This is a genomic window from Companilactobacillus tucceti DSM 20183 (assembly GCF_001434665.1).
Taxonomy (GTDB): domain Bacteria; phylum Bacillota; class Bacilli; order Lactobacillales; family Lactobacillaceae; genus Companilactobacillus; species Companilactobacillus tucceti.
Window position 1 is genome coordinate 1 of sequence record NZ_AZDG01000010.1, and the last position, 22,431, is coordinate 22,431.

At 34.2% G+C, this 22,431-nt stretch carries 23 protein-coding genes; 2 read left to right on the top strand and 21 right to left on the bottom strand.

Going from position 1 to position 22,431, the window contains the following annotated elements:
* Nucleotides 1–112: 112 nt before the first annotated feature.
* From FC72_RS05425 to FC72_RS10640, 3 genes are read right to left on the bottom strand one after another with little or no spacing between them, the layout of a single operon-like run.
* Nucleotides 113–925 carry a PTS system mannose/fructose/sorbose family transporter subunit IID gene (locus tag FC72_RS05425; protein WP_057765579.1) on the bottom strand — a complete coding sequence of 271 codons (813 nt, stop codon included), beginning with the start codon at nt 923–925 and terminating at the stop codon, nt 113–115.
* Complete coding sequence (locus FC72_RS05430) at nt 900–1,700, bottom strand: PTS mannose/fructose/sorbose/N-acetylgalactosamine transporter subunit IIC (protein WP_057765581.1); 801 nt, start codon at nt 1,698–1,700, stop codon at nt 900–902. Before FC72_RS05430 ends, FC72_RS05425 begins: the two co-directional genes overlap by 26 nt.
* A 2-nt stretch (nt 1,701–1,702) precedes the next feature.
* Nucleotides 1,703–2,605 (bottom strand): PTS sugar transporter subunit IIAB, encoded by a 903-nt coding sequence (locus tag FC72_RS10640; RefSeq protein ID WP_083480757.1) that lies wholly within the window; start codon nt 2,603–2,605, stop codon nt 1,703–1,705.
* 219 nt (nt 2,606–2,824) lie between these two features.
* Between FC72_RS10640 and FC72_RS05440 the strand changes: the two genes are divergently transcribed.
* Together FC72_RS05440 and FC72_RS05445 are read left to right on the top strand one after the other, a co-directional pair.
* Complete coding sequence (locus FC72_RS05440) at nt 2,825–4,060, top strand: alpha-L-fucosidase (RefSeq protein WP_057765583.1); 1,236 nt, start codon at nt 2,825–2,827, stop codon at nt 4,058–4,060.
* Between the two features lie 15 nt (nt 4,061–4,075).
* Nucleotides 4,076–4,801: a GntR family transcriptional regulator gene (locus FC72_RS05445; RefSeq protein ID WP_057765585.1), complete on the top strand. Its 726-nt coding sequence runs from the start codon at nt 4,076–4,078 to the stop codon at nt 4,799–4,801.
* A gap of 64 nt (nt 4,802–4,865) precedes the next feature.
* Here FC72_RS05445 and recD2 read toward each other — a convergent pair whose 3' ends face one another.
* The 18 genes from recD2 to ftsA all read right to left on the bottom strand — a co-directional run bounded on the left by recD2 (nt 4,866) and on the right by ftsA (nt 22,397).
* Nucleotides 4,866–7,253, bottom strand: a complete 2,388-nt coding sequence (gene recD2 / locus FC72_RS05450) for an SF1B family DNA helicase RecD2 (protein WP_057765587.1) — start codon at nt 7,251–7,253, stop codon at nt 4,866–4,868.
* Entirely contained in the window at nt 7,240–7,908 is a 669-nt protein-coding gene (locus FC72_RS05455) for a tetratricopeptide repeat protein (RefSeq protein ID WP_057765589.1), read from the bottom strand. Before FC72_RS05455 ends, recD2 begins: the two co-directional genes overlap by 14 nt.
* A gap of 8 nt (nt 7,909–7,916) precedes the next feature.
* The gene (locus FC72_RS05460) at nt 7,917–8,570 is read right to left on the bottom strand and encodes a histidine phosphatase family protein (RefSeq protein WP_057765735.1); all 654 of its coding nucleotides are present in this window, start codon (nt 8,568–8,570) and stop codon (nt 7,917–7,919) included.
* 118 nt (nt 8,571–8,688) lie between these two features.
* The gene (mnmA, locus tag FC72_RS05465; RefSeq protein WP_201781798.1) at nt 8,689–9,807 is read right to left on the bottom strand and encodes a tRNA 2-thiouridine(34) synthase MnmA; all 1,119 of its coding nucleotides are present in this window, start codon (nt 9,805–9,807) and stop codon (nt 8,689–8,691) included.
* Between the two features lie 10 nt (nt 9,808–9,817).
* A complete protein-coding gene (locus FC72_RS05470) occupies nt 9,818–10,153 on the bottom strand; it encodes a hypothetical protein (RefSeq protein WP_057765593.1) in 336 nt (111 codons plus the stop codon).
* 47 nt (nt 10,154–10,200) lie between these two features.
* A complete protein-coding gene (locus tag FC72_RS05475; RefSeq protein WP_083480758.1) occupies nt 10,201–11,349 on the bottom strand; it encodes a cysteine desulfurase family protein in 1,149 nt (382 codons plus the stop codon).
* A 14-nt stretch (nt 11,350–11,363) separates the two neighbouring features.
* Nucleotides 11,364–12,053 carry a 5'-methylthioadenosine/adenosylhomocysteine nucleosidase gene (locus FC72_RS05480; protein ID WP_057765595.1) on the bottom strand — a complete coding sequence of 230 codons (690 nt, stop codon included), beginning with the start codon at nt 12,051–12,053 and terminating at the stop codon, nt 11,364–11,366.
* 14 nt (nt 12,054–12,067) lie between these two features.
* Entirely contained in the window at nt 12,068–12,361 is a 294-nt protein-coding gene (locus FC72_RS05485) for a hypothetical protein (RefSeq protein WP_057765597.1), read from the bottom strand.
* Nucleotides 12,351–12,914 (bottom strand): NUDIX hydrolase, encoded by a 564-nt coding sequence (locus FC72_RS05490; RefSeq protein ID WP_057765599.1) that lies wholly within the window; start codon nt 12,912–12,914, stop codon nt 12,351–12,353. Before FC72_RS05490 ends, FC72_RS05485 begins: the two co-directional genes overlap by 11 nt.
* Nucleotides 12,907–14,298 carry an MFS transporter gene (locus FC72_RS05495; RefSeq protein ID WP_057765739.1) on the bottom strand — a complete coding sequence of 464 codons (1,392 nt, stop codon included), beginning with the start codon at nt 14,296–14,298 and terminating at the stop codon, nt 12,907–12,909. Before FC72_RS05495 ends, FC72_RS05490 begins: the two co-directional genes overlap by 8 nt.
* 72 nt (nt 14,299–14,370) lie before the next feature.
* Nucleotides 14,371–14,598 (bottom strand): cold-shock protein, encoded by a 228-nt coding sequence (locus tag FC72_RS05500; RefSeq protein ID WP_057765601.1) that lies wholly within the window; start codon nt 14,596–14,598, stop codon nt 14,371–14,373.
* 2 nt (nt 14,599–14,600) lie between these two features.
* A complete protein-coding gene (gene ileS, locus FC72_RS05505; protein ID WP_057765603.1) occupies nt 14,601–17,381 on the bottom strand; it encodes an isoleucine--tRNA ligase in 2,781 nt (926 codons plus the stop codon).
* A gap of 180 nt (nt 17,382–17,561) precedes the next feature.
* Nucleotides 17,562–18,293: a DivIVA domain-containing protein gene (locus FC72_RS05510; RefSeq protein WP_057765605.1), complete on the bottom strand. Its 732-nt coding sequence runs from the start codon at nt 18,291–18,293 to the stop codon at nt 17,562–17,564.
* A gap of 16 nt (nt 18,294–18,309) precedes the next feature.
* Nucleotides 18,310–19,107 carry a YlmH family RNA-binding protein gene (locus FC72_RS05515; RefSeq protein ID WP_057765607.1) on the bottom strand — a complete coding sequence of 266 codons (798 nt, stop codon included), beginning with the start codon at nt 19,105–19,107 and terminating at the stop codon, nt 18,310–18,312.
* 1 nt (nt 19,108) lies between these two features.
* The gene (locus FC72_RS05520; protein ID WP_057765609.1) at nt 19,109–19,378 is read right to left on the bottom strand and encodes a YggT family protein; all 270 of its coding nucleotides are present in this window, start codon (nt 19,376–19,378) and stop codon (nt 19,109–19,111) included.
* Between the two features lie 13 nt (nt 19,379–19,391).
* Nucleotides 19,392–19,784, bottom strand: coding sequence for a cell division protein SepF (locus FC72_RS05525; RefSeq protein ID WP_057765611.1), 393 nt, complete (start codon nt 19,782–19,784; stop codon nt 19,392–19,394).
* Between the two features lie 14 nt (nt 19,785–19,798).
* Nucleotides 19,799–21,019 carry a cell division protein FtsZ gene (gene ftsZ, locus FC72_RS05530; protein ID WP_057765613.1) on the bottom strand — a complete coding sequence of 407 codons (1,221 nt, stop codon included), beginning with the start codon at nt 21,017–21,019 and terminating at the stop codon, nt 19,799–19,801.
* 34 nt (nt 21,020–21,053) lie between these two features.
* Complete coding sequence (ftsA, locus tag FC72_RS05535; protein ID WP_057765615.1) at nt 21,054–22,397, bottom strand: cell division protein FtsA; 1,344 nt, start codon at nt 22,395–22,397, stop codon at nt 21,054–21,056.
* Nucleotides 22,398–22,431: the final 34 nt, after the last annotated feature.

Below are 22,431 nucleotides of genomic sequence, written 5' to 3' on the forward strand. Positions count from 1 at the left end.
ATTATTTTCCCAGAAGTGCTCTTATTTATCTGTATCAAATTATATACTCAGTACCTATTTACAATGTAAATACGGCTCTTTTACTTATCATCATAAGTAAAGTATGAAGGTTCTACTTACTTAAAACGCCAAATCCACCAAGGATAATTCCACCTATCAATACACAAACAATTAAACGTGTAGAATTCATCTTTTTCTTACCTAGTAACCAGTAACAAAGAGCAACCAATAGTACTGGAATTAGTGATGGCATGATTTGATTTAATACAGATTGAGCTTTCAAAGTGACTTTACCACTTTGGAAAACTAAGGGAACTTTGGCCGAAACAACTGTAGGTATCAAGGCTCCTACAACTGTAACACCAAGAAGGATGGCTGCGTCGGTGATACGATTTAACTTATCACCGGCGGCATAAATCAATTTTTCACCTTGGGAATATCCTAAAGGCAACAATGTAAATCTCAAAAATAGAACTGCAAAATTGACAAGTAACCAGATAATTGCTCCAATTGGATTACCCTTCAATCCCATGTAAGCACCGATTGAACCAAAAATAGTTGGTAAAATAACTCCGACAATTGTATCACCAACACCGGCAAATGGACCCATTAAACCAGTCTTTAAACCAGCAACTGTATCTTTAGCTTTAGTACCTTCTTTTTCTTCAATTGCCATATCCATTCCGACAATGAAGCCACCGACATAAGCGTTAGTATTGAAGAACTGATTATGCATCTTCATCATTTCAATTAAATCTTTGTCATCAGGATACAACTTTTTTAAAGTTGGCAAAATTGTATAAAGATATCCAGTAGACATCATTCTTTCATAATTCCAACAGATTTGACTGGACCAAAGCCAACGCCAATTTGCTTTAAAAAGATCCTTTTTAGTGATCTTAGTTTTCGTATTCGCCGAGTTCATTTTCCACGCCTCCATCTTCTTGAGATTGTGATTTGTCATTATCGCCCTTATCGCTTTGCTTATAATACATAATTGCAAGTGCAAGACCTAATAAAGCTACACCTAACATTGGCATCTTTAAGTATGCTGCTGCGATAAATCCAACGATCAAATATGCAATAAATTTCTTTGTTGGTAAAAATCTCAATAAAATAGCAATACCGACAACTGGTAGAATTCCACCGGCAACGGTTAATCCATTAGAAAGCCATTGTGGTAACCATTCAACAATTTTTGAAACAACATTATTACCTACAATTAACATAACGAATACTGGAATGGCTCTTGATAATCCCCATGGAAACACTCCCAATACGATATTTCTAGCAACACCTTTTGTGTCACCTTCTGCAATATGTCTATCGACTCGATGTAAGAAGAATGTATTAACGAAACGTGCCAAAACATCCAACTGAACCATCAATAATCCCACTGGAACGGCCAAACCAATTGCAAAGTCAATGCCTTTACCTGTCATAACCGCATATGCCGTACCAATAATAGCTCCAGTCATAAAGTCTGGCATACTTGCACCACCATAAGTACCAACACCTAAAACCATTAATTGTAATGTTGCACCGACGACCAAGCCGGTTTTAACATCACCCATTATAATTCCGGCAACAAAACCAATTAGTAATGGATAATTACATAAAATTCCAACAGTAATTTGATCGATAATCATCCAAAATGCTAAGGCTGTTAATAGTAATATTTGCCACCAAACTATTGTCATGATTATTTACGCCCCTTTTTCAACAAATTCATAAATTCCTGCTTATTATCGTTTGGAACCATTTGATGATATAATTCAATATTTTGACTTGATAAATAATCAAATATCTTTTGATCTTCATCGGTCACGGCAACACTCTTAGCGATTTGACGTGCATTTTCAGACATGGACATGTTACCGACATTAATTGAGTCCAATTTAACGCCTTGTTCAACCAATCCTTGTAGCATGGATGGATCTCTAACTAAAATAAATACTCTTTGACCCTGATATTTTTTATCTTTTAGTCTTTTGGCTGCACCTTGGCTAGTTAAAATACTTAAATGTACTCCTCTAGGAACTGCAGTCTTCAGTGTCATTTTTTGAACATCGCTCTTTACAATTTCGTTATCAATAACCATGATTCTTGTTGCATTTAGCTTTCTCGTCCACATGGTCGCCACTTGACCGTGAATCAGTCGTGCATCAACTCTAACATTTACAATTGGATTCTTTGTTGAAGTCGTATCCACATCACTATCGTTCAATTCTTGAGCAACTTCTTTTTGAGGATCAATTTCTCCAAGAACTTTTCTATTCTCTTTAATTGCCTCTTCAATAGGAGTTCCAGTAGCAATTGTTAAAAGTAAACTTAAAGATAATCCAGCAAATACTCTGACTTCTTTATGTTTATCTTTAAACAACATTGCTGAATTTGCTGGAGTCCCATTTTTTATATCAGTAATTATATTAAATGAATCCGTAGAGTTGTTCTTATACAACTTTTCATATTTATTTACTACATCGTCAACTCCCATGGGATCATGAAATGAGACTGTTGCAAAATCATTTAATTCACCTGTAATCATCTCACAACTCTTTAAAGTCTCTTTAGAATAATCACCATGACTCGATAATACATACATACCTTCTCACCACCGTCTTAATATTAACTTAATGTACTAACTTATTTCGAGATAAGTCTAGCACATCAGGTAACCGATTACAATATTTCTTAAGATTCGTTTAAACGCTGATATATCGGTATTTACCATTTTCCTTACTACTTGAATTTATCCATCCTAATGTGTTAACTTAACACTAAGATTAATATTTGAGTTAGAGCTCAATCAAGGAGGATCAAGATGAACGTTCCTTTAAAAAGAATAAAAGACTATGAAGATATGGGACTCGGTCTATTCATTCATTGGGGATTATATTCTCAATTAGGTCAAGGTGAATGGACAGAGTTTATTCATGGAATAAATAAAGAAAAGTATGAAAAATTAGCAGATACTTTTTCAGCAAAAGATTTTGATGTAGAAAATATAGTTAAACAAGCTAAATCTATGGGTGCTAAATATATTGTTTTAACTTCCAAACATCATGAAGGTTTCTTCTTATATGACAGTAAAGGTTTAAGTGATTTTGATTCTGTCCATAGTTTAGCTAAGAGAGATTTAATCAAGGAATTCGTTGACGCCTGCAACAAGTATGACATTAAACCCTTTCTATATATGGCCACTTATGATTGGCATAATCCTCTCTACGAAAGCGACTTTAACAAGTATTTGGAATACTTACGTAAGTCTGTAGAAATCCTATCTAAAAATTATGGTCCTATCGGCGGTTTTTGGTTTGATGGAAATTGGAATAAAAAAGATGCTGATTGGAAATTAGATGAGCTTTACGGAACTATCCGTAAATATCAACCAAACGCAATGATCATCAATAATACTGGACTTAAAAATCGTGGTAAAATAATTAATCCAGAAATTGATGCTGTTACATATGAAAGAGGTACCCCTGATTCAATTAATCATGGTGAAGAAAATCAAAAATATGTTGCAGGTGAAATTTCATTAACTCTCAATCAACATTGGGGATTTGCGGATTCAGATATTGATTTCAAATCACCAAAAGAAATTATCGAAAATATTTGTCATGCTAGAAATATTGGGGCAAATATCTTAGTTAATATCGGCTTAACTGGTACGGGATCCATTCCAACAATCTCTGACCAATATATGAAACTTATTGGAATATGGATGAAATATAATAGTTCGGCCATCTATAAGACTCGTCCAACAAACATTGAATCAGGTTATAAAATGAATGATTTTGTACTTTCAGATGGTAAAAATCTTTATTTATTCATATTTGATTTAAAGATAGTTGGAAATAGCAATGTAGTTCTTGGAGGTGAAGGAGTCAATCCTCGTTCATTCACTGGAATTTCTAAAGAAGTTAAGAATATTTCTTGGTTAGATAATAAAGAAAAGTTAAGTTTCACTCAAAACAATGATATGCTAACTATTGACGCAACAGGTTTTAAGTATGGAACTGACTTAATTGTCCGAGTGGCAAAAGTTGAATTCTAACCAGGAGGAGTTTAATTGCTCACACCCAAATATCAAGAAATTATTGAAATATTAACTGACGAACTAAATCATGGTTCATTTAATCAAGGCGACAAATTTTACAGTGAGTCCGATATCTGCAAACGCTTTGGTGTCAGTTCTACCACTGCCGTAAAAGTTCTAAATGAACTCCAACAAGAAAATAAGGTTACTCGTATTAAAGGAAAAGGAACCTTTGTAGCAAAGGAAAATCACCGTAGTGTTGTATTGTTGACAGACTTAAACATGTCTAACGGCAATACTGAAGGTGTAAAGGTACTTTCTGCCCAAGAGAATAATCAACAAAAAATTCAAGAGATCCTAAAGATCGATTCTAAAACAAAATATTTTGAAATTAAGCGTTTACGATACATTGGTGATGAAGTAGTCCAGTACACTGTTAACTACATCAATTCCAAATATATTTCAAAAGAAACATTAATAAACTTGCATAATTTTGATTCTGTTTATCAAAGAATCCGCGAAGATTCTGGGATCGACCCTTACAAACTACCATATTCGCAAAAAACCACTGTGGAATTGCTTAACGATAAAAATATTCTCAATTATTTTAATCATAAAAAGTATCCACTATTTATCTACCAAAAGAGAAGAACATATCTACCTAATGTTAATGGTTCTATCCTTGAATATGCTTTTACATATAAAGATCCCGCCTACTGGGGTTACCAAACCGATTCCGTTTTTGGAAGCAATATATAAGGATGAATAAAACAAGACAATTTTTGCCAAATAAAAAGTCAGAGTCCAATTGGATTCTGACTTTTTATTTATTTTCTTGAAAATCAAATGGTGTGACATTCTCCATACCTATCATGGGATCAATTGCATTATTCATTACCATATCTAAAGTCAAAAGATAAGATTTCGGTTCCGATTTTAACTCTTCATCTTCATCTTCAATAATCTTAGGATCATCTATTTTTATCTTAAATGCAGCAAATAATCGATTTTTCAGATTAGTCTTTCTTTCAGCTGATTCGTCTGAAATAGAGCGCTCAAAAGCTGTTCTATTACCTACCATGATAAGTAGACGCTTAGACCTTGTAATCGCCGTATAGAGTAAATTACGGCGTAACATACGTGATTCTTCATTAACTAAAGGAAGTATCACCATCTCAAACTCAGATCCTTGTGCTTTATGAATCGATGTGCAGTAGGCCAAAGCAATATTAGTCCAATCCTTTCGATCAAGTGTTACTTCATTTCCATCAAAATCTATTACCAATTGATCTACATGATCGGTATTCTCTTTTGCTAAAATTATTCCAATTATTTTACCAATTTCACCGTTAAATACATTGTCCTCAGGAGTATTCACCAAATAAACTACTTTATCATTAATACGATAATGAACATTTCCCATCAAAACTTCTTTACGTTTTGGTTCCATAGGATTAACAACATCTTGAATTATGGAGTTTAAATTATCGATCCCGGCTACTCCACGATACATCGGTGCCAAAACTTGAACATCAGCAATATCAAATCCTCTATCACTCGATTTACTTACTATTTGTGACAAAACTTCGGGTACATTTTGACTGCTGCATTCGATAAAGCTTCTATCTGAACGGTTATGAAAGACCTCATCAGTCACTAAACCTTCGTTAATATCATGTGCCAATTGAATAATAGTAGAATCTTCATCTTGGCGATGAATATCTTTTAAAATTACTGTAGAAAATATTTCGCTGTTGATCAAATCAGAGAATATTTGACCGGGTCCAACTGATGGTAATTGATCTTTATCTCCAACTAATACTACTTGTGTTCCAGGCTGCACTGCATCGATCAAAGTTTTAAATAGTTTAGTATCAACCATAGACATCTCATCAATAATCAACAATTTGCAATTCAAAGTTGGTTCAGCAAATTCATCATCTTCTGTACCCGTCAATCCTAACAATCGATGGATCGTCATTGCAGGCAATCCTGTTGATTCACCCATGTGCTTAGCGGCCCTTCCAGTAGGTGCTGCTAAAGCAATAGCATAATCTTCTGAACTAGGATCTAAAGTTGCATCATTTAGTTTTGCATAGGCAGCAACAATTCCGTTAATAATAGTGGTTTTCCCAGTTCCAGGTCCACCGGTCAATAGAAAGACTGAATGTGTGAGTGATTCTTTAATAGCTTTTTCTTGCGAAGGATCATACTTTACTTTAAATGATTTTTCAATTTTATGTAATTCTTTTGAAAACTCTATATCAGTCCAGTCGAAACCTTTATAAGTGTCTGTGATCATCTTCATTGATTGGGCAATCGACCATTCAGCATCAAACAATGATTTGTCATAAACTTTACCTTCTTCAGAAACTAATACCCCATCATTTACAAGTGATTTGAGACCATCTTCAATTTTTACTTTCAATTCGTCTAATTGATTATTTGAACGTAAAATTGCTAAAGCACGTTTAAATAAATCATCTTGTTCAATCAATGTATCTCCAGTTGAATTATTTAGAACTGCTACCAGTTGAACAAGTGCTCCTTTTATTCGTCTAGGATCATCTAGTGGAATATTAAGATTTCTAGCAAGTTCATCTGCACGTTTAAACCCGACACCCTTAATATCAGTTACCAATCTGTATGGATCTTCAGTTATTTTTTCTAAGGTATTCACACCATACTTTTGAAAGATTCTAGTACTCAAAGTATTCCCAAAGCCGAAATTACTAAGCTGATACAAAACTTGTTCTGTTTGATGATTTTTAGATAATTGCTCAACTATTAAATTAGTTTTCTCTTCACCTAAGTTGAGAAAGTCAAGTGCATTGGGATCTTGCAAAATTTTATCTATAGCATTTTCACCCAATGTATCAACTATTTTTTCAGCTTTTTTCTTACCTATCCCAGGAAACTCATCACTAGAAAAGAAACTGATCAACTCTTTTTTCCCACTAGGACGACTATGCTGATACGTGTCGGCCTTAAATTGTTTTCCATATTTAGGGTGATCTACCATATGACCTTCAAATTTATATTCTTCTTCTTCAGAAATATTGCCAAAACTACCTGTTACGACAATGTCTTTGCCATCCCATTTAGTATTTGTTTTTTTGATTTTAATTGTAAAAATCTTAAAAAGATTCTCTGGATTTTCAAAAAAAATAGCTTTGACAGTTCCAACAAAATATTCTTTATCGTCTGCCATTGCTATCTCCTGTTTTAGTTAAATAATTTTGTAAATTTGATAACTTCTTTTCGTTTTCTACAAAATACTTGGGATCGATTTCTTTTGATTTATTTAAATATGATTGATAATCATCCTTTAAATTCATAGCACATAGAGCCATATTAAAGTAGTATTTAGCCTTTTGCTCCATCACGATAGCTTTTTGATAATACTCTTTTGATTCTGCAAAGTTTCCATTAGCTAATAATAAATCAGCCATCAATTCGATAGCAGCTTGATCTTTAGGATTTTTCTCTATTGCTGTTAAAGCATAGACGATTGCCAATTGGCGCTTACCTTGCTCATCCAAAGTCTTAGCTTCCATAAAATAAGCCTCAAAACCATAATCAGCTTGTATCAAACCAGAAAAGATCTCATTAGCTTTATCGTACTTATTTGCCAAAAAATAGACATTCCCTAAGTTATATTTAATATCCTTGTTATCACTAAATAGGGCCAAAGATCTCGTAAGAAGTTCTTCAGCCTGTTCTAAATCACCAACTTCAACTAAATAAGCTGATAATTGTAATATTTTATCTAATTGTTGATTATCTTTATTTAATTCACTAACTAGTTGTTTAATGGCAGCTTCTTTATCGCCATTTTTAAATAACTTTTCTGCTTTTTTATCCATTTAATACCTCAGATAGTATCAGTACTTTCCAACTTTTTATGTAAGTATCCAGTTTCATTCCATTTTATAAGTTTGAATTCATTATTACTATATTGTAAATGTGTCAGACTTGTATTTGATAATCCACCATCTTTTCTAATGTCGGCAACTTTAGTACCTAACAAGGATTGAATCAATGTTACTAAGGCTGCACCATGACTAACTATCAAAATTGACGAATTATCATCATTCTCAGAAACAATTTTTTTAACAGCATTAGTTGTTCTTTCAGCAACTTCCTCAAACGATTCACCCTTAATTTGGTCAGCATCATATTTACTAGGCTCAAATCTAAATGCATGGATAACTTCAGGGATTTCCTTCTCTAATTTAACAAATTTTTGACCCTCCATGATTCCAAGATCAAATTCTCGCAAATCATCTACGACTGTCAAATTAACAGATTGCTTTAAATCAGCTATCAAAGTTTCCGCAGTAGTTTTAGCACGTGGTAAAGGACTAGTATAAGCATTAGCTAAATTTATTCCGTCTAATCTTTTAGAAAGTAGTTTAATATCTTTTATACTCTCAGGAAGTAGTGGAGAATCACCATGTCCTCCTTGATATTTTCCCTCTAAGTTCCATTTGGTTTTTCCATGTCTGACAAAATACAATTCCATAATTTTATTCACCTTACAAAGTTAATTACTTACTATTATGATGATTTATAGTATCATTTTCAAGTTTCAGATAAATACAAAAAAAGACCAAGCAAATACTTGATCTTCTTCAATATTTAAATTAAATGTATTGTAACTTCTTTGCCTTCATGTAAGCAGCATCAATAGTTGCTCCACCCAGACACTCTTCACCATCATAGAATACAACTTCTTGTCCTGGTGTAATGGCACGTACAGGATTATCAAAATCAACAGATACCTTACCATCTTCAAGTACATGGACAGTAACGCCTGTATCTTGTTGACGATATCTGAACTTAGCTGTGCAATGGAATTCATCGCCATAATCTAAGCCAGTAATAAATGATAATTCTGATGCTTCCAAATGATCTGCATATAATCTTTCATTATCGTATCCTTGGTCAACATAAAGAATGTTCTTTGACATATCCTTACCTACAACAAACCATGGCTCATTAGACTTGCCGTTTCCGCCAATTCCAAGTCCTGATCTTTGACCAATTGTGTAATACATCAAACCTGCATGCTTACCCTTAACTTCACCATCTGGTGTCATCATTGTACCGGCTTGTGCAGGTAGGAACTCACTAAGAAACTTTCTAAAGTTTCTTTCACCAATGAAACATACACCAGTTGAGTCCTTCTTCTTTGCAGTAGCAAGTCCAGCTTCTTCAGCAATACGACGAACTTCTGACTTTTGCATTCCACCAATTGGGAACAATGCCTTTTGTAATTGATGTTGTTGTACTGTACTTAGGAAGTATGTTTGATCCTTATTAGCATCCCCACCACGTAATAAATGTACAACGCCATTATCATCACGGAATGATTGTGCGTAGTGACCCATGGCGATATAGTCAGCATTAAGCTTCTCAGCATAATCTAAGAAAGCCTTGAACTTAACCTCTTTGTTACACATAACATCAGGATTTGGAGTTCTACCCTTACGATATTCTGCCAAGAAATATTCAAAAACACGATCCCAATATTCCTTTTCAAAGTTAACTGAGTAATAAGGAATACCAATTTTATTAGCAACCTTAGCTACATCCTCATAATCCTCTGTAGCGGTACATACGCCAGAGTCGTCAGTGTCATCCCAATTCTTCATGAAGACACCAATAACCTCATATCCTTGTTGTTTTAACAAAAGAGCACTAACTGATGAGTCAACTCCTCCACTCATTCCAACAACAACGCGCTTTTTTGTATTATTCATAATAAAACCTCTATCTCTTAACTAAAATATTTTTATCTATTAAAAACTTCATTAAATATCTAAAATCTTCAACTTCTTGAGTTGTATTCTTTGATTTAAAAATATTCAAATTATGTAGACCACTTTTATCCGTTGTAGCCATTTTAAGATTACTAAAATCTTTATTGATGGTAACCTTCAAGACGTAACGAGCATCATATGGTGAGTCACCATTAATTGGACGTTCAAGGCGGAAATTACCTTGTTTAGTTTCTTGAAAACCAACATCTAACAGTGCGTATTTTTTTATTTCAGGACTGATTTCATAAAAATCAGTATCTCCTAAAACTTGTGCTTTTGTACTCATAGTAAAAACCCCCTAAGCTTAGTTAAATTAAGTTTGAAGAATCCTAACTAATTAGTCAAGTCTTTAACTATTGAAACTAACTTGTTAGAGAAATTAACGATTTCTTCATCAGTATTATCCTTACCAAAACTAATTCTGATTGAATCGTTAATTTTAGGGCTATCTTTACCGTACATAGCAACGAGGACATGCGAAGGTTCAAGACTTCCAGCGGTACATGCTGAACCACCAGAAACTGCGAAATATTCCAAATCTAATCTTGTTAACAATACCCCACGATCGACCCCTGGCAGATAGAGATTAAATACGTGATTTAAAGCATTGATATCTTTAGGACCATTTACTTCAAATTTTATATTATTATCTTTTAAGATAGTTTGAATATGTTGTTTAAAACCAAAATAACGATCACGACGAGCTGTTTTTTCTTCAGGAGTAATCAGCTCTACCGCTTTAGCAAAACCAGCAATAGCTGGAACATTCTCAGTTCCGGCACGACGCTTTGTTTCTTGGTCCCCTCCTTTGATAAAAGAAGGAATTTGAATCTTATCATTAATATAAAGGAAACCAATAAATTTAGGACCATTTATCTTATGAGCAGAAGTTGACAGTAAATCAATATGTTGATCTTTAACGTCAATAGTCTCTTGTCCATATGCTTGAACAGCATCTGTATGGAAGAAAGCTTGATGGTCTTGTAACAATTCACCTATCTCTTTAATAGGATTACGAGATCCAACTTCATTATTTCCGTACATAATAGATACCAAAATAGTATCATCTGTTAAAGCATTTTTTACTTGGTCAACAGTCACTTCTCCACGTTCATTTGGCATCAAGTAAGTAATGTTAAAACCTAATGACTCTAGATACTTCATAGGTTTTAAAATAGCTTCATGCTCAATGGCCGTAGTAATTATATGTTTACCTAGATTTTGTCGTGATAGAGCAGTTTCAATAACTGCCGTATTATCACTTTCAGTACCACCACTAGTAAAAACTATTTCTGAATCTTTAGCATTGATACTTTTGGCTATAGTATGACGACTTTCATCTAATACTTTTCTTGCTTGACGGCCAAAATAGTTAGTGGCTGAAGCATTTCCAAAATTATTTGCCATTTGTTCAGAAATAACATCAACGACTTCCTTAGCCATTGGCGTTGTGGCAGCATTATCTAAATAAGTAAACTCCAATTTAAAAATCCCCTCTACTCTTGATCTAAGAAGTTCAATAACATCTCAACTGACTTCTTGCCGGCTTGAATAACAAAGTCGTCAAAATTGACACTTGCATCTTCATCACCAACATCACTCATTGAACGAATTACAACGAATGGTGTCTTAAATTGTACACAAACTTGCGCCACAGCTGCACCTTCCATTTCAGAAGCTAATGCATCTGGGAACGACTTTTTAATTGTAGCAATTTTTTCTTTTCCGTCAATAAATTGATCTCCAGTAACAATTACTCCAACGTGTGAAATTAAGTTTGATTTCTTAGCAGCTTTAAATATTTCATCAACATAAAAAGAGTCGGCCTCAAAGAATAATGGTTGTTCAGGCAATTGGCCCATTTTATAACCAAATCCAGTTGCATCGGCATCATGGTATGCTAACTTACTTGAAATCACAACATCGCCAATTTTTAGTCCTTCGCCAATACCACCAGCAGAACCTGTGTTAACTACAAAGTCAGGTTGATAACGATCATTAACAATTGTCGCTGTCATTCCGGCTTGAACTTTACCAATACCACTCTTAGCAAGATAAACTTGGTGATTATTGTATGAACCAATAGTAATTTCAACACCAGCAACCTCATCTTTAGTTACGTCGCTTAGAGATTCTCTTAGTAATTTGATTTCCTCTTCCATCGGAACGATTACGCCAATTTTCATTTAACACTTCTCCTTTATATAAAAAATAAAATTAAAAATACAATAATTATTAAGCCAAACACTGTAATAATCGCAATATTTAGCTTTTTTTTCAATTTATTTGTCTTATTTTCAAATGACTCTAACTTTTCTTGCATAATTTGATCAGGATGTTCTCTACGATACTCTTCTTCAGCACGTATTCTTTCTTGATCTCTTATTTCTTGTTGTCTTTTTTCAATTTGATCAGCCGGTACTACTGAATCATATTCAGATTTATCTGAATTAGAAAATCTATCTTTTATTTTAGAAAAAAGATTATTTAGCATTCAATAACTCCCAATAAGTAATTGCGTAAATAGACTTAGAATCACAAATCACACCGGCATCAACTTGTTCCTTAGCCTCTTTTAAAGTAAGTTTCTCAACATTTAAAAACTCATCTTGATCCAAGGGACGCTTGAATTCGACTTCTTTTAATTTATCAGCTTTAAACATCGTTAACTTTTCGTTTGAATAACCAGGGCTGGCAAAAAAGGCTGTAACCTTTTCTAAATTATCGGTTGTCATACCTAGTTCTTCATTCATTTCACGTAATGCTACTTCCTTTAAATCACTGCCCTCATCAGGGTCAATCTTACCAGCTGGAATTTCCAAAGTCTCTTGGTCTAAAGGTGCACGCCATTGTCTAACAAAAATCATTCTTCCATCGTCAGTAAATGGAATAATTGCAACCGCACCATGATGCTTAACTACTTCCCTTATAGCTGGAATACCATTAGGAAGTATAACTTGTTCAACATCTACATTAATAATTTTTCCACCAAATACTCTTTTTTGAGCTACTACTTCTTCATAATATCTAGAATCTTCTTTATTCATTTTTCAAACCTCTTGATTTCATTAACCTTATTACAGACATAAGTATCGCCACTAAACAAATTGCTAGTGCAAATGCCATTGTGACACGCATACCATCAATAAAGATATCGGGTCTATTATCAATATATGTTGTCACAGACTTTCCATAAAAGCTACTCATTGATAAGAACAAAATTGTTGTTGATACAGAAACTCCAATTATCATTCCCATATTTCTTGCCAATGCATTCAACCCTCCAGCAATACCTAAATCTTTAGGGTCAACTGAACTCATGATCATAGTATTATTGGGAGCTTGGAACAATCCATTTCCCAATCCATTCAAACCAATAAATAATAGTATAAACCATAAGCTGGTATTTACATTAAAGAATAGATAGCCAATTTGGGCAACCGCAAGAACAGATAATCCGGTAATTGTTAATAAAATTGGATTAATTTTAGCAGACATTTTACCAGATATTGGAGAAATGATAACTTGAACAATTGGGAACATCATTAGGATATATCCAGCAATAGAGGCTTTTATTCCCAATGCATTTTCCAAATAAAACGGTGAAACAACGTTGAAAAAGAAATTAGTAACAAAAATTAAAAATCCCACAACTAAGCCCAAAGTAAAATCATGATTTTTAAAGATTCTTAATTCTATCATTGGTTGCTCAGTATTCTTTTGTAAGTGAATAAACCACATAAACAAGAGAATTGATAAGATGAAAGCTAAAATAATATAAATGTTCCCAAAACCGACTGATTGGCCAATAAAGATTGCGGCAAAGAATAGTAATAATGTTACAAGATAAACAAAAAATCCACGATAGTCAAATTTTGCTGGATTTTTCGGTTCTTTCTTTGGCAAATTTAAATATCCTAATATTAAGGCTATAGCTCCAATTGGCAAATTTATCCAAAAAATATAGCTCCAATGAAATTGTGAAAGTATTAATCCACCGATCCCTGGTCCTGCAATAGAACCAATCGATACAAACGAACCAATATATCCTAAAGCATAGCCACGCTCACGTAACGGAAAGGTTTGTGTAATTATGCCATTATTAGTTGCCATTGCCATCGATCCGCCAAAAGCTTGAAGAGTTCTACCTGCCAATAGAATTGGTAAATCAACTCCAAAACCACAAACTAGAGAACCCAAAATAAATAGAAAAGATCCCATTTTAAAAACTTTGATTTTACCAATTGCATCAGCTAATTTACCAAATAACAATAGGAAGATACAAATTGTAACTAAGTAGATAGAAACGATCCATTCGGCCATATTCATAGGTATATTTAAGTCTTTACTAATTACTGGCAATGCAATATTAACAATAGACCCATCTAAGGTGGCCATTAAAGTAAATATTCCCACTGAAATAAGTATCATCCATCTTTTAGGATTTAATTCTTCATCCACGTTACTTCTCCTTGATAAATAATTTCAATAAAAAAGAAAGCACTATTCAGCGCTTTCCTCATCTTGTTTTGGATCTAATATAGTTATATTAATTGCCTGTGGACCTTTAAAACCAGGAGCAATTTCAAACTCAACGTCTAGATCTGGCTTGATAAAGAAGTCCTCACGATTCAAAACAGAATCAGCAAAGAAAAAGATATCTTCTTCTCCATTATTTACAAAACCAAATCCTCTTTCGTTATTAAAACGAATTATTTTTCCTTGAAACATTATTAGCCCTCAAAACCTTCTTCAATTGTTTGAGGATATTCCTCAGTAACAATCTTAGCACATCTTGAGCAGAATGTTGGGAAGTTTGAGTCACTACCGACATCAGTCTTGATCATACGACATCTTTGACATACATCTCCATCAGCTTTTTCAACTAGAACACTAGCATCTTCATACTTGTCAGCATCTGCAGGTGCAACATCTTGACTGATCTCAAATTGGGAAACAATCAATAATTGACCAAAGTTACTATCAATTTTATCCAATGTAGACTTCAATTCATCATTTGGATAAATAGTTACCTTAGCTTCTAATGATTTACCGATCAATTTGTTTGTACGAGCAACTTCTAGTGACTTCAAAACATCATCACGGAATGACATGAATTTACTCCAATTTTCATGAATTTCATCAGCATCTGATAAATTCTCAACAACTGGTAGTTCTGTCAATTGAACGTATTCTTCAGGTTCTTTTAGATATTCCCAAACTTGTTCCATAGTGTGTGGCAATATTGGAGTCAACAATTTAGCTAGTTTAACAGCTGAATCATAGATAACAGTTTGCATTGAACGACGTGAATGTGAATCTTCAGGATCAATGTAAACAACATCCTTGGCAAAGTCTAGATAGAATGTTGACATTTCATTAGTAATAAAGCGAACAACGTTCTTTGTTACATCAGCAAAATCATATACGTCATACTCATCATGCAATTTCTTAACTAAGTCATTTAATTTAACTGCAATATATTTATCTTCTGGACGAAGATCTTCATAAGCAACGCGATTTTCTTTTGGATCAAAATCAGCTGTATTAGCAAGCATGAATCTCATTGTATTACGAATCTTACGGTAAGTTTCAGAAACTTGTTTGAATGAATCAACTGATACAGAAACATCAGAACTAGAATCAATTGAAGCAACCCAAAGACGGATGATTTCAGCACCGAATTGTTTTTCGATATCAGAAGGTGCAATAACATTACCTAATGATTTACTCATCTTTACGCCATTCTTATCAAGAGTAAATCCTTGAGAAAGGATAGCTTTATATGGAGCAACACCAAATGCGGCAACTGATGTGATCAATAGTGAGTTAAACCAACCACGATACTGATCAGAACCTTCAAGAATCAAGTCAGCTGGAAATTCTAAGTTATCACGTAACTTAGCAACTCCAGCATGAGCTGTCCCAGAATCAAACCAAACATCCATGATGTCTGTTTCTTTAGTAAACTCACCATTTGGACTATTAGGATTTGTATATCCTTCTGGCAAAAGATCTTTAGCATCACGTTCAAACCAAACATTTGAACCATATTTACCAAATAAATCTGCGACATGATCAATAATTTCTTTGGTCATGATTGGTTCACCATTTTCAGCGTAGAAAATTGGAAGTGGAACACCCCAAGCACGTTGTCTTGAAATTACCCAATCACCACGATCGCGGATCATATTATAAAGACGTTTCTTACCCCAGTCAGGGATAAAACTTACTTTTTCAAGCTCAGATAATAATTGTGGTCTGAATTTATCAATTGAAGCAAACCATTGTGGTGTAGCACGGAAAATAACTGGTTTCTTTGTACGCCAATCATGTGGATAACTATGGCTAAAGAAGCTCAATTTCAATAATGAGCCATTTTCAGTCATACGTTCGGTGATCATCTTATTTGCTTTATCATAAAAGACACCTTTATATTCAGGAACTTCATCAGTAAAGCAACCATGAGCATCAATTGGCGAAAAGATTGGCAACTTATATTTCATACCAACAACAAAGTCATCAGCACCAAATCCAGGAGCTGTATGAACTAATCCAGTACCATCATCTAATGTAACGTGATTACCAAGAATAAGTAGTGATTCACGATCATAGAATGGATGAGTAGCTGTTAAACCTTCAAGTTCACTACCCTTAAAAGTCTTTAGAGTTTCAACATTATCCCATTCAAGTGTTTCCTTTAAGAAACTGATACGTTCTTCAGCAACAACATACTTTTTACCGTCAGCATTAACTAAAGCATAGTTAAACTTAGGATTTACACAGATAGCCTCATTTGAAGGCATTGTCCATGGAGTTGTTGTCCAAATAATGAATGATGTATCTGTATCTAATAATCCTTTACCATCACGAACCTTAAAGGCAACAAAAATTGATGGGGATTTAATATCCTTATACTCAATTTCAGCTTCAGCCAAAGTTGATTCTGATGATGGTGACCAATAAACAGGCTTCTTACCACGATAGATATAACCTTTATCAACCATTTCACCAAAGACTTTTACTTCTTCTTTTTCAAACTCTGGTTGATATGTAATATATGGATGTGCCCAATCAGCTGAAACACCTAGACGTTTAAAGCCAGCCATTTGTTTTTTGATTTCTTTTTCAGCAAAATCACGACACATTTCACGGTATTCAGTCATACCGATTTCCTTACGTTTAACACCTTTTTTGGCTAATTGTTGCTCAATTGGTAGACCATGAGTATCCCAACCTGGTACGTATGGTGAACGGAAACCGTTCATTGACTTATATCTAACAATGATATCTTTTGAGATCTTGTTCAATGCATGTCCCATATGAATATCACCATTAGCAAATGGAGGGCCATCTAGTAATTCAAAAGTTGGTTTTCCTTCATTTAATTTTTGACGCTTTTCATATATTTTGTTTTCTTCCCAAGCTTTTTGCCATTCTGCTTCTTTATTAGGCAAATTACCTCGCATAGGGAATTTAGTTTTACCTAAATTTAAAGTATCTTTTACTTTCATCCTTACACCCCTTATAAAAAATAAAAAGAACCCATCCAAATTAGGACGAGTTCTCGCTATACCACCTATTGGTAAATAATTATAGAAATTTTTAAGAGTTGATATACTAAACAAATTATTCTACTAACCTCTCACCATACGTTAGCTCGCTGGAAAATGTTTTATAAAGCACTTGTTCTCTTAATTATTGTTATTATTCTGATCATCGTTATCAAATTGGAATGTCGGACCATTCTGATCATGATTGATCGTATAAGGATCATCCGAACTTTCCTCTGATTTTTGACTATCAGCAATGTTGTCATTATAATTCATTTGCTCGTCATTGGAAACACTATCTTGATAATTTTCATAATTATCTTGAGAATACTGTCCATTATCCATACCGATTTTTTGCTTCAAATCGTTGGTAGATGTAGCATCAGCAAGCTTTTGCCACTTAGGACTCTCGATCATTTCCAATTGTTGTTGCAACATACCTTGCAAACCTTGTCTGAAACTATCTGTTTTCTGCTTCAACTCATCAGTTTCAATTGTCACTTGTCGAGCTTTATCAGAGGCATCTTGTAAAATTTGGTTAGACTTATCTGTCGATTGATCTAATAACTCACGGGCCTTCTTTTGTGATTCTTCAATAATCACTTGTGCTTCTTGTTCAGCCCCAGATTTAACCTTGTCAGCGGCATTTTGTGCAACTAAAATCGATTGATTTAAAGCATCTTTCATATCAGTAAAATATTTGAGTTGCTCTTTAACATCTGCAAGTTCTTTTTCTAATTGTGAGTTCTTTTGTAAAGCTAAATCATAGTCTTGAACTACCTGGTTCAAAAACTTATCGACTTGGTCACGATCGTACCCACGAAATTTGTGGTCAAAATCTTTATCATGTATTTCAACTGGTGATAATACCATAATTTCACGCCCCTAATCATTTATTAATGACATTTACAAACAGTATATACTTATTATTTCTGGATTTACCCATAATATCATTAATCCTTATTCGACCATATCCACGAACACTTAGCGTATCACTCATTGTAATAAATTCACTAGCATTGCGTGTATTGGCCCAATTAAGCTGAACCTTACCATGTTCTACCAAAGATTTTGCAACCTGACGAGATAAATCGTAAGCAGTCGCAATAACAGTATCTATTCGAAGTGACTGAACACGAATATCTTCATCTACCGAATCATCTCTAGGAAGCAACAAGTCAGTAAAATCTTTTTGAATTAAATGAATCTTATATGGTCCAATTTTAGTAACTTGCTCCTCAATATAATCATCCATCTGGTCAAAAACGAAAAATTGCCATCTTTCACCATCAGTAATGATGTCACCAAAATGATCACGATCTACTCCTGATCCTGTCAGGGAACCAAGAATTTGACCGTGATGCAAATTAGCAAATTTTTCTGGATATCTTATTTCGTACATTGAAACCTTAAAGTCGGATTCTTTTGGTACAAAATAATCAGGAGCAATTATACCCCTGACTCTTTCCGCATCTTCATATCCACCAAAATAATGAACAAATAAATCATCGTATTTATTGATTAAATTATTCAAAATAAGCTGCTCTCTTTTGTTAAGGAAATCAGTTAACTGTGGTGTATACATTGTCTGTGACTTTAACAGCAAATCACCGATACGATCGACAAAAGGTTTTTCTTCTGGACGAAAAAAGCCGCTATTTAAGCTTATTTTTTCTTTGTCTGCCATTTTAAATCACCATAAATATTACTTTCTGGACTAATTGTAAAATAATCAAAGCAATTAATGGAGAAAAATCTAAAACTTGTCTATTTAAAAATGGTAAAGCTTTATGAATCAATACTAGAAATGGTTGTACTAACCTAACGATCAATTGACCAAATGGATTTTGATACAATCTTGGCATAAATGAAAGTATGCAGTAAATAAATATCACCATTTCATACAATTGGAAAATTCCAGCAATGATATACGGTAAACCGGTTAAAATTCGATCCATCTAACTCCCCTATCTATTCATTAATATCGGGAATGCTACCATCAATTTCAAACTTAGGCGGTGTACATAGGAATATCTTATCTCCTACACGTTTAATTTCACCATTTAGAGCAAAAATGGATCCCGTCAAAAAATCAACAATTCTTTTTGCTGAATCATCATTGATATTATTGAAATTTACAATAACAGCCTTATTGTTTAACAATTGTTTGGCAACTACCTTCGCATCAGCATACACTCTTGGTTGATAAATAGCTATCTTGCTGCTGTTGGTAGTTCTAGAATCTGTTGTTGAATTCATTGAAACAACCTTTTCATTATTAGAATAATCAGCCTCTTGTACAGGTTGATTCTCATCGTCTTCATCATTAATACCAAAGAAGTTACTGAACTTTTCAAATGCCATAGATAAGTTCTCCTTTATTTATTATTACGACGTTTAAAGATTGGTGGTGTTGAGTCATCATCATCGTCATTTAAATCAATAGTCTCTGGTTTTTGGAAAATTTCAAAATCACTCTTCTCACCAGAAACATTATTTGTATCAGCATCACGATTAATGTCCCAATCTGCCAAAGGATCTTTCTTTGGTTGAGGTGCTGGTTGAACACTACCTTGTTTATTACCATCTAATGTAGCCATTTTATTATTTAAAACTGGCTTCTTAACATTTTTCTTAGTATCTTCACTTTCAACACCAGTGGCAATAACTGTAATCTTAACTTGATCTCCAAGTGTTTCATCCATTGATGTACCAAAAATGATATTTACATCTGAAGTTGCTTGATCGGAAACAATTTGAGCTGCTTCTTGTGCTTCATAAAGTGATAGATCTGTACCACCAGTAATATTAAGAAGAACTTGTTTAGCTCCATCAATTGAAACTTCAAGTAATGGTGATGAAATAGCCTTAGTTGTAGCCTCATTAATTCTATTTTCACCGTTAGCTGTACCGATACCCATAAGTGCTGAACCTTGGTCTGACATAATAGTCTTAACATCAGCAAAATCCAAGTTAACATAACCAGGTGATGTAATAAGATCAGAAATACTTTGAACACCTTGGCGCAATACATCATCAGCAATACTGAATGCTTCACTCATTGGAGTCTTTTTATCAACAACTTCAAGTAATTTGCTATTAGAAATAATAACTAGTGTGTCGACATCCTTTTTGAGTTCAGTTATACCATCAGCTGCAAAACGTGAACGTTTTGAACCTTCAAATGCAAATGGACGAGTAACAACACCAACAGTAAGTGCTCCACTTTCTTTTGCAATATTGGCTACGATAGGAGCAGCACCTGTACCAGTACCACCGCCCATTCCAGCAGTAATAAAAATCATATCAGCGCCTTCAAGAGCCTCTTTAAGAGCTTCTTCACTCTCTTGAGCAGCCTTTTGACCAATTTCTGGATTTGAACCGGCACCTAAGCCTCTTGTTAATTTAGGTCCTAATTGAATTTTTGTTTCAGCTTTTGAACTTTCCAAAGCTTGAACATCAGTATTTGCAGCAATAAATTGAACACCCTTAATTCCTGTGTCCACCATACGGTTAACAGCGTTACCACCGGCACCACCTACACCAATAACTTTAATTACTGCTCCCATGTTGTTGTTTGAGTCTAAAGAATATTCCATTAAGGAGTTCCTCCTGTTTAATTTATCTTAGTTTTTAATCAAAAAATTTACTCCAGAAATCTCTAAACTTATCCATTCCTTTGCCTTTTTTGGCTTTTGGAGTTTGTTTTGGTTTTTCAATTTCATCTGGTTCATTTTTAGTCTTTGGTTCTGGTTCAACGACCTGCTTGGCTTTTGCCACAGGTTGAGGAGTTGAATTATTTTGGTTAATTGTTGCTCCGTTAACAACATTGTCAGCAATAATTCCGATATCGTTTAACCTTGAAGCATATGTTACCAAACCTAGTCCCAAGGAATATGACGGATGACGCATCCCCATTTGGGAAGGGACATAACTTCTAACTTTCACACCAAAAACATTTTTAGCAAGTTCTTCAATGTTAGGTGTTGCAGCCACACCACCAGTTAAAACAATTCCACCTGGTAGCGATAGAGCACCTGAATTTTCTAATGGATCTTTTAATCTATCAAATATTTGCTCTAAACGAGCCTCAATTATTTCTGAAATATATTGTTCTGAAATTTGTTCTGGTTCGGATTTTCCAACTACCTCAACACTGATAGTTTCATCAGAAGAAGTCTCGTCAGGATCAGCGTTACCATAATAAACTTTTAGTTGATCAGCATTTTCAATAGTTGTATTTAGCACTACCGAAATATCATGAGTGACATAATGACCACCTTCAAAATCAACAGTTGATAATTTCAAATTATAATCATGAACTACTGAAGCAGTTGTTTGACCAGCACCCATATCAATGATGACTGATCCAAATCCACTTTCACCGTCATTTAAAACCACTTGACTAAGAGCCATCGGTGAAATGACTTTATGAATAATGTTTAATCCAGCCAATTGAATAGCTTTTTTTGTATTATGAACGATTGTTTTAGGCGCCGTATATATGACACCTTTCATTTCTAAACGAACACCAATCATACCGCGAGGATCTTTAATATTATTAAATCCATCGACTGAAAATTGTCTTGGAATCAAAGATACTACTTCGCGTTCACTAGGTAAGTTTTGTACCATAGCCGCTGCCATTACTTGTCTTACATCATTTTCAGTAATTTCCTTTGACTCTGAACCAACGGCTATCATACCTTGGCATTTTTCTATTTGTAACATATTTGCGGAGATTCCGACCACAACGTCGTGAATAGTAATATTGGCTTGTGTCTCGGCCCGCTTAACAGCTTTTTTTATTGCACCTGCTGCCTTATCGATATCAACTATAACACCGCGGCTAACTCCCTCGGATCTTTCGCTTCCTACGCCAACAACATTTAACTTGTCATCCGACGATTCAGCAACCACTACTTTAATTGAACTAGTACCGATATCTAGTCCTACAAAAAACTCTGAATTATCCATATATACGTGGCAGCCTCCCTTACCTAGAAAAAAA